11 protein-coding genes and 1 pseudogene are annotated in these 15043 nt (G+C 41.4%); 4 read left to right on the top strand and 8 right to left on the bottom strand.

The window, feature by feature from the left end; genetic code table 11:
• Window positions 1-90 precede the first annotated feature (90 nt).
• Window positions 91-1704, bottom strand: coding sequence for an NAD(P)H-quinone oxidoreductase subunit 4 (locus NSMS1_RS25935; protein WP_224087547.1), 1614 nt, complete (start codon window positions 1702-1704; stop codon window positions 91-93).
• 288 nt (window positions 1705-1992) lie between these two features.
• On the opposite strand from NSMS1_RS25935, the gene NSMS1_RS25930 reads away from it, so the two are divergent.
• Entirely contained in the window at window positions 1993-3759 is a 1767-nt protein-coding gene (locus tag NSMS1_RS25930) for a transposase (protein ID WP_224087546.1), read from the top strand.
• Between the two features lie 172 nt (window positions 3760-3931).
• Here the strand turns inward: NSMS1_RS25930 and NSMS1_RS25925 are convergent, their stop codons facing one another.
• From NSMS1_RS25925 to NSMS1_RS25905, 5 genes are all read right to left on the bottom strand, one after another.
• Window positions 3932-4471 carry a hypothetical protein gene (locus tag NSMS1_RS25925; RefSeq protein ID WP_224087545.1) on the bottom strand — a complete coding sequence of 180 codons (540 nt, stop codon included), beginning with the start codon at window positions 4469-4471 and terminating at the stop codon, window positions 3932-3934.
• 30 nt (window positions 4472-4501) lie between these two features.
• The gene (gene thrB, locus NSMS1_RS25920; protein WP_224087544.1) at window positions 4502-5407 is read right to left on the bottom strand and encodes a homoserine kinase; all 906 of its coding nucleotides are present in this window, start codon (window positions 5405-5407) and stop codon (window positions 4502-4504) included.
• Between the two features lie 196 nt (window positions 5408-5603).
• Window positions 5604-6575 carry a thermonuclease family protein gene (locus tag NSMS1_RS25915; RefSeq protein WP_224087543.1) on the bottom strand — a complete coding sequence of 324 codons (972 nt, stop codon included), beginning with the start codon at window positions 6573-6575 and terminating at the stop codon, window positions 5604-5606.
• Window positions 6576-6764: 189 nt separating this feature from the next.
• Entirely contained in the window at window positions 6765-7511 is a 747-nt protein-coding gene (locus NSMS1_RS25910; RefSeq protein ID WP_224087542.1) for an alpha/beta hydrolase, read from the bottom strand.
• Window positions 7512-7606: 95 nt separating this feature from the next.
• Entirely contained in the window at window positions 7607-8209 is a 603-nt protein-coding gene (locus tag NSMS1_RS25905; RefSeq protein ID WP_224087541.1) for a DUF411 domain-containing protein, read from the bottom strand.
• A gap of 174 nt (window positions 8210-8383) precedes the next feature.
• Here NSMS1_RS25905 and fni point away from each other — a divergent pair, with 174 nt between their 5' ends.
• Window positions 8384-9436: a type 2 isopentenyl-diphosphate Delta-isomerase gene (fni, locus tag NSMS1_RS25900; RefSeq protein WP_224087540.1), complete on the top strand. Its 1053-nt coding sequence runs from the start codon at window positions 8384-8386 to the stop codon at window positions 9434-9436.
• A 63-nt stretch (window positions 9437-9499) separates the two neighbouring features.
• Window positions 9500-11329, top strand: coding sequence for a signal peptide peptidase SppA (gene sppA / locus NSMS1_RS25895; protein WP_224087539.1), 1830 nt, complete (start codon window positions 9500-9502; stop codon window positions 11327-11329).
• Between the two features lie 87 nt (window positions 11330-11416).
• Here sppA and NSMS1_RS25890 read toward each other — a convergent pair whose 3' ends face one another.
• On the bottom strand, window positions 11417-13150 hold the full coding sequence (locus NSMS1_RS25890; protein ID WP_224087538.1) for a DnaJ domain-containing protein: 1734 nt from the start codon (window positions 13148-13150) through the stop codon (window positions 11417-11419).
• 159 nt (window positions 13151-13309) lie between these two features.
• On the opposite strand from NSMS1_RS25890, the gene NSMS1_RS25885 reads away from it, so the two are divergent.
• Window positions 13310-14503, top strand: a complete 1194-nt coding sequence (locus tag NSMS1_RS25885; RefSeq protein WP_224087537.1) for a Coenzyme F420 hydrogenase/dehydrogenase, beta subunit C-terminal domain — start codon at window positions 13310-13312, stop codon at window positions 14501-14503.
• Between the two features lie 105 nt (window positions 14504-14608).
• Here the strand turns inward: NSMS1_RS25885 and NSMS1_RS25880 are convergent.
• Window positions 14609-14985 (bottom strand): annotated as a pseudogene (locus NSMS1_RS25880) (GxxExxY protein).
• Window positions 14986-15043: the final 58 nt, after the last annotated feature.

The following is a 15043-nucleotide window of genomic DNA, read 5'->3' as shown; positions in this document are numbered from 1 at the left end:
ATTAACTTAAAAAAATTAGGGGCAGTTTTGCAACTACCCCCAGTTCCCCCATATTTAGTATTTACCGTCAGCACACTTGTTTAGATATATTTACTTTGCAATATTAACTAAACCTTCAACCTGAGCATTAGCTAAAGTTGGTGCTGTAAAAATCTGAGAGTACCGACTTGATGGTTGTTGTCCAGCAACAACTGGTAGCACTTGACGAGCGTGGGCTGCAACTTCTACAGTCTTCACATCATAAGTTTGGGTGATCAACTTGGGATACAAACCTATACCGATGATGGGAAGCAAGAGAGAAGCAGTGATGAACAACTCACGAGGTTTAACATCAGGAATGAAAGTATCGAGATGTAACTCTTCACTTTGTTTGCCGTAGAATACTTGGCGCAACATCGACAGTAAGTATATGGGGGTGAGAATTACACCCACTGCTGACAGCAGCACAACTACAACCTTGAAACTGGAACTGTAAACGTCGCTGCTGGCGATACCTAAGAAAACCATCAACTCGCCTACAAAACCACTCATACCGGGTAAAGCTAGAGAAGCCATTGCGCCGGCTGTGTAAAGAGCGAAGGTTTTGGGCATTACTTTACCGATACCACCCATTTTGTCCATTAATAAGGTGTGGGTACGTTCGTAAGTTACACCAGTTAAGAAGAACAAGCTGGCTGCAATCAAGCCGTGGGAAACCATCTGTAGCATAGCTCCACTGATACCAATCTCTGTATAGGAAGCTAGACCAATTAGTACGAAGCCCATGTGGGCAATTGAAGAGTAAGCGAGGCGACGTTTCAGGTTGGTTTGAGCAAAGGCGCAGCACGCACCGTAAACAATGTTAACTACACCCAAGATTGCTAAGACGGGAGCAAAATAAGCATGGGCATCAGGCAACATTTCTATGTTGAAGCGAATTAAGGCATAACCACCCATTTTCAGCAATACACCAGCCAGAATCATGGAACCGGGTGCAGATGCTTCACCGTGAGCATCAGGTAGCCAAGTGTGTAAAGGGAAAATTGGTAGTTTTACACCAAAGGCAATTAAAAATCCTGCATAAGCTAACAATTCAATTACTTTGGGGTATTCTTTCATTCCCAAAGCGGCGATGTCAAAAGTAACTGTATCTCCAGAGAATGCTAAGGCAAATCCGGCTACAAGAATAAATATAGAAGCGGCAGCAGTATAAATGATGAATTTGGTCGCTGCATAACGACGTTTAGGACCTCCCCAGATGGAAATCAAGAGGTAGACAGGAACTAGCTCGATTTCCCACATGAGGAAGAATAACAACAAGTCTTGGGCTAGGAACACACCCAACTGGGCGCTGTACATTACCAACATCAACCCATAAAACAATCGCGGCTTGTTGGTTACTTTCCAAGCCGCGAATATTGCGAGTGTGTTAATTAAGCCTGTTAACAAAATTAAGGGCATCGATAAGCCGTCAACTGCTACAGACCAATTCAAACCTATTTGTGGAACCCAAGCATATTTTTCTACAAATTGATAGCCGGAGTTTTGAAAATCGTAATTGTGCCAAAAGGCGGTAATCATTAAGGCAAAATCAGCGATCGCAACTCCTAAACCATACCAGCGAACCGTTTTACCTTCTTTATCTGGAATTATAGGGATGGCTAGGGCTGCCACCAAGGGTAATGCAATTATGGCTGACAGCCACGGAAATTCTATAGGATTCATCACTTCTGACAATCGTTTTTTCTTTTCGCTTTTAATTACATTATATTAAGGAATTGTTACTTTTGTAAACTTTGTTTATCTCTGGAAAATTAAATTTCGTCAATAGATGAGCATTTATACTCATTAATTCTCCAATTGTTACCATAAACACTCACCGTTCGCGCAATCGAGGATGAGTTTGGTGAAATAGATGAAATAAGGGAGAGTATCTAAGCAGGAGATCATTGTCGGCATCCCTTGTGCCAGAAAGTTGTGTAGGGTGTAACGGTTTAATGGTAAGTGTGAGAAATGGCACATTTACCCCAACAAATAATCTCAGAACGAATCGACGATATTGTTCTGCTGCTAGAGGTGATGAAAAAAATGGGACTACCAGAAATCCTCAACCAACATCTGCCACGTCACTGGAAACAAGAAGGACTGGATTGGGGATGGGTAGCTTGCATTTGGTTATCATATATCATCTCACAGGGCGACCACCGAAAAGTACGTGTTCGAGAATGGGTAGAACAAAGACGCTACACCATAGAGCAAGTATGCTCAATCAAAATTAGAGAAACAGACTTTACCGATGACCGTTTAGGAATACTGTTGAAGCGATTAAGCAAGCCCGAAACTTGGTCACAAATAGAACGGTTTCTCACGCAAAACACCATCCGAGCCTATGAATTAGGGGTGGAGCAAGTACGTTTAGATGCAACAACAATCAGTGGACACCATTTAATCAGCGAGTCAGGTTTATTCCAATTTGGACACAGCAAGGATGACCCGAACCTGCCACAGGTAAAACTAATGATGGGGATGATTGACCCATTGGGGATGCCCCTTGTCACCCAGGTGGTATCTGGAGAACAAGCAGATGATGGGTTGTACATTCCCGCCTACCAACAAATTGCTGCCACGTTGAACAAAAAAGGGTTGTTGTTTGTTGGTGACTGTAAAATGAGTTCACTATCAACACGCTGCAACATACATATTCAGGGAGATTACTACCTATGCCCATTATCCTTAGTTGGTAAAACTCCAGAACTTCTTGCTGGCTGGATAGATGATGCTGTTGCTGGTAAATTTCCACTTGTGGATATCAAGCGAACCAGTGTTCATCACAACAGTGAAACCAGCCAAGACTTAGATGTCCTTGAAACTACTATCGCCACTGGCTATGAGGTGTGTCGTCATGTCGAGGTGGTTGATGAACAATTGCCATTACTATGCTGGCAAGAAAGGGTGTTTGTGATTCATTCACAGACACTTGCAAAACAACAAATTCAAGGATTAGAGACACGACTTCACAACGCACAGCAGAAGTTGATGGCGTTAACTCCACAAAAAGGTCGCGGTAAACGACAAATCAACGACCTACAGGTTTTATTACAAAAAGCAACACAAATTCTGCGCCTTCATCGAGTCGAAGGCTTACTGAGTTTCGATTATGAGTGCCAGGAAACTGTTGAACAAACCTACATTGGTCGAGGTCGTCCCACATCCCGCCCCAAGCAAATTACACACAAAATTAGGTATCAAATCCAGACCGTTATCCGCAATGAAAGTGCTATTGCCCAAGCTCAAAAAACTTTTGGCTGGAGGGCTTTTGTCAGCAATGCTCCAAAGAGTCACTTATCTCTCGAACAAGGTGTTCTGACTTATAGAGACGAATGGATTGCTGAACGTGGTTTTCATCGCCTTAAGGGTGCGTCACTTTCGATTGCCCCAATGTTTGTGCAACGTGATGACCAAGTTACAGGTCTGATTAATTTACTGAGTCTCGCCCTCCGTTTGCTGACAATCATTGAGTTTGTTGTCAGACGACAACTGACTGTACAGTCAGTCAACTCTCTTGCTGGACTTTATCCCGAACATCCAAACAAACGAACTGCCCAACCTACTGCTGAACGGTTGTTACGTGCTTTTTCTAATATCACTTTGACGATTATTGAAGCCCGTGGTCAGCGTTTTGGTTATGTTCCTCCTTTAAACCCTCTACAGCAGGAAATCATTAGTTTACTTGGGCTTTCACCTGATATTTATAGCAATCTTGTGGATAATTCCTCGTAAGTCAAATTCTATTACGCGAACGGTGAGTAAACAAGAATAAATACTCAAGACAATTCCTAGCCAGCCCATTCTAGACATAAAGTTTTGTAACGTCAACAAAAAACGGTGGCTCCGTCCACCGTTACAAATTGTAATATCGGCTCAATTTTCAACTAGGAATTTTCAAGATTTCCTAAACTATGCGGTTGACAATATTCCAAACTTCCCCATCTGAGCGGACATAAGGAACGGAGATAGTTTTGAACCCAGTGATAAAGGGTTTGTAATAAACTTGCCAATACAATGGACTAAGTTGGTCAGCGCAAGCCTTGAGTAGACGGATTTCCTTTGTTAGTTCCGCCGCAATTTCATTAATGCGTTCAGCATGGACTTGAGCCAATTTTTTAGCTTCTTCTAGTTGTTGCTGTTGGTCGATTTGTCTTAATTTATATGGCAAACGTGCTAATTCACCATGTTTGTGCTGTAGCTGAGTTTGTAAAGCAGTGATCGCATCATCTATCCCTTTAAGTTCAGCAAATAGCTGGGCATTTTCTCTAGCTTGACGGCGATAAGCTTCCACAATCGCTAAAGGTGAATCATTTTCTGAGGCAATGACATCATCATTAATAGTCAAAGCCGCACGTTCTTGTTCAAGCACTTGAATTTGTGACTTGAGTGCGGTAATCTCCGACTGCATTTGCTCTAAAGGCAGACCAGGATTTAATTTTTTCATTTTGAATTTTGAATTTTGAATTTTGAATTGTTATGTTGCGCCTTGGGTATCGAGAGCAAGCGATCGCACTTGGGCATTAATTCCTGCATCCTGCCAAGCTGAAGCCATTGCAACTTCTACTGCTTGAGCATGGGATACATCCGCCAAAGCTAACAGCGTCGGCCCCGCACCACTAATTACCATACCGTAAGCACCAGATGCGATCACCGCCGCATTCACTGCATCGTAACCAGGAATTAAAGCTTGGCGATAAGGTTGATGCAGCTTGTCTTGTAAAGCTGCCTTTAACCATTCTCCCTTACCTGTTTGCAAACCACGCAACAATAAACCCAAATGAGCAGTATTAAAAATGGCATCTGCACGACTATATTCGGTGGGTAAAACTCGCCGCGCCTCAGATGTGGATAACTCAAAATCAGGAATCGCTACCACTGGGATAACATCACTATGCCAGGGAACATCACAAATTTCCCAACCTGCATCACTGGTAGCCGCCAGACGACATCCCCCCAAAAAAGCCGGGACTACATTATCTGGGTGTCCTTCCATTGCGATCGCCAAATCCCTCACCTGCGCCTGAGATAAAGGTTCACCCGCCAATCGATTCGCCGCAACCAAACCGCCAACAATAGCTGTAGCCGAACTACCCAAACCCCGCGCCAGTGGTACACCTAAATTAATCTCAATTTTCACCCCTGGCACTGGCTGATTTATATATTGATATAACTTGACAAACGCTTGATAAACTAAATTACTCTCATCCGTTTGTACCCGTTCAGCTTCCGCACCTGTGGCTTCAATAATTAAGCCAGCTTCATCGTGGTGTGTAAACTGGAACTGATTATATATAGTCAAAGCTGCACCGATGCAGTCAAAACCTGGCCCCAAATTAGCCGTTGTACCGGGAACCTTAACCGTAACAGAAGAAATAGACATCTACAAATACTCACTTAACAGTCATTAGTCATTAGTCATTGGTCAACAGCTAAAAATGAATGTTTTGGACTATGGACTCATGACTATGGACTATTAACTTTACCAATCAACCAGCATCCCATGTAACTGGTCAATTAGTCATTAATCAATGACTAATTTTATAAGAAAATATTACTGATGATTTTTACAGTAATCTCTAATCTCGACTTTGACTAACCCAGTTTTTCACCCTATTTATAAGAGTTTCTATCCATTCTTCGGTTAGTGGTTTTCTATAATCTTCTGGCAAATTGACCTTACCAACAGCCATATATAAAGCTTTTTTCCAACATTCGTACTCATAAGAAGCTTCCTCATCACCTTTGGATGCTTTTAACGCAAGTTGGAAGAATGGGATATTAACTTCGTCTCCATCTAAACCGTTATAACCATTTTTGATATCCCAACTCACATTGTTGCACACTATCCCTATATATTTTACATGAGCTAAACGGACTTGATGAAAATACCGCATTGGATAGTAATGACGATTAAACTCTATCTGAAGTTTAGCTTCTGCTATTATTTTGGACTTTTCTCCCTCAGCATCGTCTAGCATTGCTTCACCTACAGCCATTAGTATTCTAGCTGACTCTACTCTTAGAGATGTTTCATTTCCTTTTTGGTCTGCCCTATGTATCCAAGGTGGAATAGAAAACAAGTTATTAGCCCATAATCCTAATCGATATTTTCTAGCAAAGTATTGAGCCTCTATATAACATTCCTCTACTTCATTACTTAGAAAGTCATAATAAGTCCAGGCATTACCTGTTACTACCATTAACCAACTTAATGAATAACTTTTAATAAAAATATCAGCAATGTATCGCTCATGCTTTTCGTCAAAATCAAGAAATCTAACACTAACTATAGAAGATGAATTTAATAACTGTTTTTTTAACCATCGTTTTGAATCTAACCCATATTCTTGATTATGCTCAGGAGCATCAATATAAGCAAGACGAATATTTAAAGTTTCTTCTTCTTTAACGACAAGCAAGCCATCCCCATCAATAACTTTGATAAATTTACATTGTTCTAAATCTGAATATGAATCGGCATGAATAATTAAGTGATGCTTATTTACAAGAGATAATAGCTCAGTATTTTTTTCAATTGCTTCAAACATTAGTGTGCTTGACTAAAAAGAGAGATAATTTTTGTTTTAGCATACCTTTTCCTAAACTCTCAACAAGCACATTTTAAAACCTTTATACAGTAAGCCTTTGATAAATATCATCAAAATGTGCTTTTTTCATATTTTGTGGGAGCGTTCATCGCGCCTGTGGGAGGCTGACATCTTCCACCTTCTCAATAATCAGGTGGTGGGCATTAAAATTTCAGCAAGCAGATCAGGACGCGCCAGATGTGGGCAATGTCCAGAAGGTATTTCGATAGCGTCAACTCCCAAGCGCTTGCGTGCGGCGTAGCGTGACCATGTAGGAGATATGATTCGGTCATGAGTACAAACAATATATTTATACTCAACCTTGGGCAAATTTTTCAAAGGATTCGTTTCAAATATATAGCCTAGAAATTGTTGCGAACGACTTCTAGATATTGCCCACTGTGCTACATCTGGTTGACAATCATGATAGAAAAAATCCATTAATACCGATGGGTCTGAATAATTCTTGCCTACAGAAGCTGGTTCATACATATTAGGTTCATCATAGAACCGTTCAAGTTGGCTAGGGTCTTTTAGCTGATAGTTAAATGATTTGATTGTTTCAAAATCAAGATGATGTGATAGTTGGTCAAATGTACTAACACCAGGGTATGGAATTAATCCACCAATAAAAACTAGTTGGCGCACTTTTACGGCTTCTGCAACTAGAGGAATTACAGTACCAGCCATTGAGTGACCAACTAGCACAATATCATCATGAGTTTTTGGTAGCGATTGAATTACTGTATTTGACAATTGCAATAAAGTCGCAGACGCATCTTCAATGGGCAAATCCATCGTTAAAGTTTCATGACCCTGTGCTTTTAAGTAAGGAATTAGTAAATTCCAACACCAAGTACCTTGAAAAGCACCATGAACTAGACAAAAAAGACTCATATTAATTTAATATGTATAAACTAAAAATTGTCGATTGTGATCATTCTTTTGCTTTGGCATGGGAGACTTTCAAATCTTCATCCATCTTCTTTATTTCAGTAAGATAGATACTCTTTAAATGCTGCAATTTTACCTGTTTTATCAAATGTCATGACTGTAAATGGCTGCTTTATGTCTCCTGATTCCATTCCTGGTGTACCGATAACCATTCCTGGTACAGATAAACCTCTAACTGGAGGCTTTTGTTGCAGAAAATTATTAATATCGTCGGCGGGAATATGTCCTTCCATGACATAGCCATCAATAATTGCTGTGTGACAAGATGCTAACTCTGGAGGCAAGTTATATTTTTGTTTAATTGCATCCACATCATCAGTTTTGATATCTGCTTGGATGTTAAAACCATTCTTTTGCATATGTTCCACCCAACCACCACAACAATTACATGAGGGACTACGATAAACTTTAATGTCTCTTGTTCCTGAATAAGATTTGGTTGGCTTGTTTTCAAAACTGACATTAACCAGTGATATAGAATTACTGCTGAGAACTTGTTGATCATTGGTAGCTATAACATTCTCTCCTTTGTTCAATAAATTGAATGTTCCATAGACTGTTGCTAAAATCCCTATGCTCACAATCACTAGCAATAAAGAACGTAACAATTGACGGATCCAAGTAAAAAAGTGTTTGTGCATTTTTAACACCTCGTAAGTGTCTTTTTATATTGATATTGTCAACCTACCTTTGCTAGTTTAACGTTCTAGTTAAGTGAAAAGTTAACTAAGATTTTCGTCCGGCTGTAAACAAGTACCTGCCACTGCGTGAGTAATCATACAATAGTAATTACCTGCTATGAGTCATCCCCACCAGTGAACGCCTCTACTACTAGCAACTCTGCTCAAACTCAATCACGCAAAGCAGACCACATCCGCATCTGCTTGGAAGAAGATGTACAATTCCGCGAAACTACCAATGGACTAGAACGCTATCGCTTTACCCATTGTTGTCTACCAGAAATAGACCGCAACGATATCGATCTCAGCACAACTTTTCTAGGTAAGAAACTTAATGCACCCTTGTTAATCTCCTCCATGACTGGGGGAACTGAACAAGCGGGAATGATTAACCAACGTTTAGCTGAACTCGCTCAACATTATAAATTGGCGATGGGTGTGGGTTCCCAACGGGTGGCGGTGGAAAAACCCCAGGTGGCGGAAACATTTGCTATTCGTAAGTATGCTCCCGATGTGTTGCTGTTCGCTAATGTGGGAGCAGTGCAACTAAATTACAAATATGGTTTAGATGAGTGTCTAAAAATCATCGATATGCTAGAGGCGGATGCTTTGATTCTGCATATAAACCCCCTACAAGAGTGTATTCAACCAAAGGGCGATGTCAATTTTCGCGGGTTGCTTGACAAAATATCTAAATTATGCACCGAATTGTCAGTGCCAGTGATTGCCAAAGAAGTGGGTAACGGCATTTCTGGTGCAATGGCGAAGAAACTTATTGAGGCGGGAGTACAAGCCATTGATGTGGCTGGTGCAGGTGGTACTTCTTGGGCAAAGGTAGAAGGGGAAAGGGCAGAGAACGCTATGCAGCGACGCTTAGGTAAAACTTTTGCCGATTGGGGTATACCGACAGCCGAGTGTATTACCAGTGTAAGAGCGATCGCTCCCCATATTCCCTTAATCGCTTCTGGTGGTTTGCGTGATGGACTAGATGTCGCCAAAGCGATCGCTTTAGGAGCAGATATCGCTGGTTTAGCTATGCCTTTCCTCCAAGCGGCCGTAGAATCAGAAGCCGCCTTACAAGACTTAGCCGAAGTCTTAATTGCCGAAATCACCACAGTATTATTTTGTACTGGCAACGCTACTTTACATCAGTTAAAACACTCTCACAGTTTAAAACGCCTACAATAAGTAACTAGTTAGTCTGTAATGATTTTTATGGACTAATGACTAATGAATAATGACTAATAACTAATGAATAACTTTCTTAAACAAACTCTTGCTAGTTTACTAGGCACTTTATTTGGACTATTTATATTCGCAGGTGTTGGAACTACAGGACTTTTATTATTGTTATTTGCTGCTGCTAGTTCTAGTAGTACAGGGCCAGTAGTTAAAAATAAATCAGTATTGGTGTTTGACTTATCGATGAACATCACCGAAAGACAACCCAGTGCTGGCGAAGAACTGCAAAATAGACTCTCAGGTGTAGTACAAGAGCGGATGACGCTGCGTAGTGTTCTCGACACTATAGAAAAAGCAGGACGGGATAAACGTATTGTAGCCATTTACCTAGATGGTACTCGTGGCAGTAACAGCTTAGGCTATGCTTCTTTGAAAGAAATCCGCAAAGCCTTAGAAGATTTTCGCAAATCAGGGAAAAAGGTCATCGCCTACGGTGTAGATTGGTCAGAGAAGGAATATTACCTGAGTTCGGTAGCGGATACCGTTGCACTGAACCCCTTGGGTGAATTAGAAGTCAATGGTTTGAGTAGCCAACCGATGTTTTTAGCGGGAGCATTACAAAAGTACGGTATTGGCGTTCAGGTTGTGCGAGTAGGAAAATTTAAGGGAGCAGTTGAACCATTTGTCTTAAATAAACTCAGTCCAGAAAACCGCGAACAAACCCAGAAATTATTGGACGATGTTTGGAGTGAATGGCGTACTACAGTCGGTAAGAGCCGGAAAATTGACCCGCAAAAACTACAAGCGATCGCAGATAGTCAGTCATCTTTAGAACCCACAGCCGCTAAAAGCAACGGCTTAGTAGATCAGGTAGTATATAACGATGAAATAGTTGCTGACCTCAAAGAGTTAACAGGTAGCGAAAAAGACGATAAGACATTTAAACAGATTAGCTTGCGTCGATACGCTCAAGTTCCTGGTGAGCAGTTTGGTATAAATAAAGACTCTAAGAACAAGATCGCCGTGGTTTATGCTGAAGGCGATATTGTCGATGGTCAAGGCGAAGAAGGGCAAATTGGAGGCGATCGCTTTGCCCGGCTCTTTAATACAATCAGGCAAGATGACAACGTTAAAGCAGTAATTTTGCGAATTAATAGTCCAGGTGGTAGCGCCACAGCCTCGGAAGTTATGCAACGAGAAATCCGCCTGACTCGTCAAACCAAGCCTGTCATTGTATCTATGGGTGATTACGCCGCTTCCGGTGGTTACTGGATAGCCACCGACTCTAACAGAATTTTCGCTGAACCCAACACAATCACAGGTTCCATTGGTGTATTTGGCATATTATTTAACGGACAGAAACTAGCAAACGATAATGGTATCACTTGGGATTCTGTCAAAACCGCCCGTTATGCTGATAGTCAAACCGTTTCTCGTCCTAAATCACCCGAAGAGATAGCCATTTATCAGCGCAGTGTTAACCGTATTTACAATATGTTCGTCAACAAAGTTGCTCAAGGTCGTAAGTTACCCACCCAAAAAGTAGCAGAAATTGCTCAAGGTAGAGTTTGGTCTGGTGTAGCAGCACAACAAATCGGTTTAGTTGATGAAATTGGTGGTTTAGATGCGGCTGTAGAATATGCTGCTAAAGAAGCTAAGTTAGGTAAAGATTGGGAGTTAAGAGAGTATCCCAGAGAAAGCTCTTTTGAGGAGCGCTTTTTTGGAGGAGCAGTCGAGGATATTAGTGTTGCTTTAGGGCTTGAGAAGTTAGTCAATAAACCAACCGATCCATTAACAACTGAATTGCAGAAATTGCAACAGGAATTTGCGATTTTGCAGAAAATGAATGACCCCCAAGGTGTGTATGCGCGGTTGCCTTTTAACTTGAAAATTGAGTAGTTTGCAATGGGCTAGGAATTTTAAATTATTAAATTTCTTAGCCTTTCATAATTTTGGAATGTATTTCAAAAAAATAGAAATAACGTTCTATATATCAAAGCTTTTTGTATTCATTTGCTCATTGTAGGCTGCGTAAGCCTGATTAATTGCTTGCATCACATCTGCTGAATTTGCGCAATTGTTAATATCAGGATGATATTTTCTTGCTAATTGCAGGTAGGCAAACTTTACTTCCTGAGAATTTGCCTTTTCATCTACACCCAAAACTTCCCACCATTCCCCAGAAAAGTTAGCATTATTTTGAGTTTGCATCCAGATTTTTACACTAGCGTTTTTACCACCACTCACTAGCGTTTTACCATCAGGGCTAAAAGTAACAGGACTCAGACCATCAAGAGTCTGTATTACTTGTTTGTTATGTAAATTCCACAGTTTAATGATGCCATCTCGGCTACTACTGGCTAAGATTCTTCCGTCAGGACTTATAGCAAGACTAGATATTGCTGCTGAGTGTTCTGTTAATGTAAAGAGTAATTTTCCTGTCTCAAGATTCCACAACCTGATTGCATTGTCTTTACTACAGCTAATCAAAGTTTGACTATCATGAGTAATAACAACTGTACTCACGGCTCCTAAATTTTCAGTAATAATGTAGCGCTGTTTCCAAGTATTCAAATCCCAAATTCTGATAACTTTATCAGCACCGCAACTTACCAGTGTCTTACCATCAGGACTGAAAGCAACAGATAGAACCGAGTTTTTGTGTTCACTTAAGGTTTGTTTTAGATGACCAGTGTAGCGTCCCCAAATTCTGATACTACCATCAGTGCTTCCACTAGCAATATATTTTCCATCAGGGCTAAAAGCAACCGAGTTAACAAACCCATCATGGCTATAAGGAGAATTTGCGTGAAAGAATGTTCGTAAGAATTTTCTTGTATTCAGTTGCCAACAACTAATTTTTCGATCTACACTCCCACTAATAACTTGCTGTCCATCAGGACTGATAGCAACAGATAAAACTGCCTCAGCTTGTCCAGTAAAGGTGTAAAGCCATTTTCCTGTTTTTAAGTTCCAAAGATGAACTTGTCTGTCATCACTACCACTGACTAAAGTTTCACCATCAGGGGTAATAGCGATCGCATTAACTCTAGCTAAATGACCTTTGAGTGTTTGTATACATTTCCACCTTCCTGAAGACTGCATTTTTATAGAGATGACTGCTGGTTCAGTTTTGGCAGATGAATTATTACTAAATTCAGCCTTAAGCGCTTCTAACTCATCCTCAACTTCTAATGTTGCAAACTTTCGGTTGAGATCCTCTCCCGACAAAAATAGCTCTAACTCTCTGACTGCGGCACTATAGTAATCCATCTCTAAGACTTTTTCTTCCATACGCTCAAAAACTTGAGCAGGAGTTTCTTTAACTTCAGATTCGTCTAAAAGTTTGGCGATACCATAAGATGCAAGCCCCACTACTGCACCAATACCTGCCATTGGTACAGTACCAATACCAAACGCCAGCCCAATTTTTGGTGCTACTAACCCCATACCACCGAATACGCCAGAACAAGCAACACCGCCAACAGCACCAATTCCCATTGCACTAACAGCCACACTATCTACCTCTGTAACTGCTTTCCACACACCATAAGCAGCCACACCAGCTACAGCACCAGCCGCAACCACAGGAGTTGTACCTACACCAACTGCACCGAATCCTCCTGCTAATCCCATTCCGCCAACTGTAGCCGAAACACCTGCACCAGTTAGACTTCCTCCAGCAATAAATGCTGCACCTGTTTGATAATCTCCAGCCATTTATGATTGACACTGATATTTTAAAATACTTAAATAGTATTCCGATTACATAGTTAATGCCCAGCCAAAACCAATAAATTCTAGATTTTTGTCTCTCAATTTTGTATTGGGTGCGAGCTTCCGCTATCTTAAGTTTTGAGATAACAAATTGCGCTTAATATGACCTCGCTTACTCCTCACCAAAAAGCTAAAGCCTTAAAACCCGGTAGCCGTCGCCCAGCCAAAGAACTATGCAGCGAATGTGGACTGTGCGATACATACTACATTCACTATGTCAAGGAAGCCTGCGCTTTTATTACCCAGCAAATAGATACACTGGAAGAAGAAACCCATACGCGATCGCGCGACCTCGATAACCCCGATGAACTCTACTTCGGTGTGCATCAAGACATGATGGCAGCGAAGAAACAACAACCCATCGAAGGCGCACAATGGACTGGTATAGTCAGCACCATTGCCATAGAAATGCTGAATCGCGGCTTAGTTGAAGGCGTTGTCTGTGTGCAGAACACCAAAGAAGACCGCTTCCAACCGATGCCTGTGATTGCTCGTACCCCAGAGGAAATACTGGCAGCACGGGTAAATAAGCCTACACTCTCCCCTAACCTTTCCATACTGGAACAGGTGGAAAAATCAGGGATGAAGCGACTATTAGTAATTGGTGTAGGTTGCCAAATTCAGGCGTTACGTGCTGTAGAGAAAAAACTAGGCTTAGAAAAGCTTTACGTTTTAGGTACACCATGCGTAGATAACGTCAGCCGTGCTGGACTGCAAAAGTTCTTAGAAACCACCAGCCGATCGCCTGATACAGTCGTACACTATGAGTTCATGCAGGATTTCCGCATTCACTTCAAGCATGAGGATGGCTCAATTGAGAAAGTACCCTTCTTTGGGTTGAAAACTAACCAACTCAAAGATGTTTTTGCGCCTTCCTGCATGAGTTGCTTTGATTACGTCAACTCCCTAGCCGATTTAGTAGTTGGTTATATGGGCGCACCCTTCGGCTGGCAGTGGATTGTAGTTAGAAATGATACTGGTAAAGAAATGCTGGACTTAGTAAAAGACCAGTTGGATACCCAGCCTGTGATGTCTCAGGGAAATAGGAAAGAAGCCGTACAGCAGGGGATACCCGCCTATGATAAGGGTGTAACTCTGCCTATGTGGGCAGCAAAACTTATGGGTGTGGTGATTGACAAAATTGGCCCTAAAGGTTTGGAGTACGCCAGATTTTCAATTGATTCCCACTTTACAAGGAATTATTTGTATGTGAAGCGGAATCATGGGGAGAAGTTAGAAGCTCATGTACCTGAGTTTGCCAAGCGTATCGTTGGGCAGTATAAGTTACCTGAGTAATGGCTCACGCAAAGGCGCATTCGCGTAGCGTCTGTCTACGACACGCTGCGCGAACGTAGAGAAGACGCAAAGGAATGTTTAGAATCTTTGCGTCTTTATGTAAGGTTATAAGTTGTTTACAACTCTTGTGATTCCATCTTTGATTAGGAAGGAACCAAAGTTTATGAGTAAGCCAAGGCGCTTATTAGCAAGGCGAAGGTAAGTTAGCAGTTGTTTTTGTGTACGGGGTGTACGGTTTCGACTGACTTAAGTTCGACAATCACCTGATTTTCAACAATCAAATCTGCTCGAAACCCTTCCTCTAAATGTACAGTTTCATAAACTACTGGAATAGCTTGCTGCCTTGCCACCCGTAACCCCCGCTTTTCCAACTCGTAAGCCAACACCGCCTCATACACAGATTCCAATAAACCAGGCCCCAAAGTTGTGTGAATCTTGTATGCAGCATCAACAATCTCCTTAGCGATCTCATTTTCCCTCATTTTTTCTTCCTTCTTTGCGCCTTCTCTACGTTCGCGCAGCGTGTCGTAGACAGACGCT

Origin of the sequence: Nostoc sp. MS1, from assembly GCF_019976755.1 — a bacterium.
GTDB lineage: Bacteria > Cyanobacteriota > Cyanobacteriia > Cyanobacteriales > Nostocaceae > Trichormus.
The sequence above is the reverse complement of the archived record's forward strand: the minus strand, read 5'-3'. Positions and strand labels throughout refer to the sequence as shown.

Bases quoted from the DNA above. Each gene is read 5' to 3' on its own strand.
- NSMS1_RS25935 (WP_224087547.1), bottom strand. From the start codon at position 1,704: ATGAATCCTATAGAATTTCCGTGGCTGTCAGCCATAATTGCATTACCC.
- NSMS1_RS25930 (WP_224087546.1), top strand. From the start codon at position 1,993: ATGGCACATTTACCCCAACAAATAATCTCAGAACGAATCGACGATATT.
- NSMS1_RS25925 (WP_224087545.1), bottom strand. From the start codon at position 4,471: ATGAAAAAATTAAATCCTGGTCTGCCTTTAGAGCAAATGCAGTCGGAG.
- thrB (WP_224087544.1), bottom strand. From the start codon at position 5,407: ATGTCTATTTCTTCTGTTACGGTTAAGGTTCCCGGTACAACGGCTAAT.
- NSMS1_RS25915 (WP_224087543.1), bottom strand. From the start codon at position 6,575: ATGTTTGAAGCAATTGAAAAAAATACTGAGCTATTATCTCTTGTAAAT.
- NSMS1_RS25910 (WP_224087542.1), bottom strand. From the start codon at position 7,511: ATGAGTCTTTTTTGTCTAGTTCATGGTGCTTTTCAAGGTACTTGGTGT.
- NSMS1_RS25905 (WP_224087541.1), bottom strand. From the start codon at position 8,209: ATGCACAAACACTTTTTTACTTGGATCCGTCAATTGTTACGTTCTTTA.
- sppA (WP_224087539.1), top strand. From the start codon at position 9,500: ATGAATAACTTTCTTAAACAAACTCTTGCTAGTTTACTAGGCACTTTA.
- NSMS1_RS25890 (WP_224087538.1), bottom strand. From the start codon at position 13,150: ATGGCTGGAGATTATCAAACAGGTGCAGCATTTATTGCTGGAGGAAGT.
- NSMS1_RS25885 (WP_224087537.1), top strand. From the start codon at position 13,310: ATGACCTCGCTTACTCCTCACCAAAAAGCTAAAGCCTTAAAACCCGGT.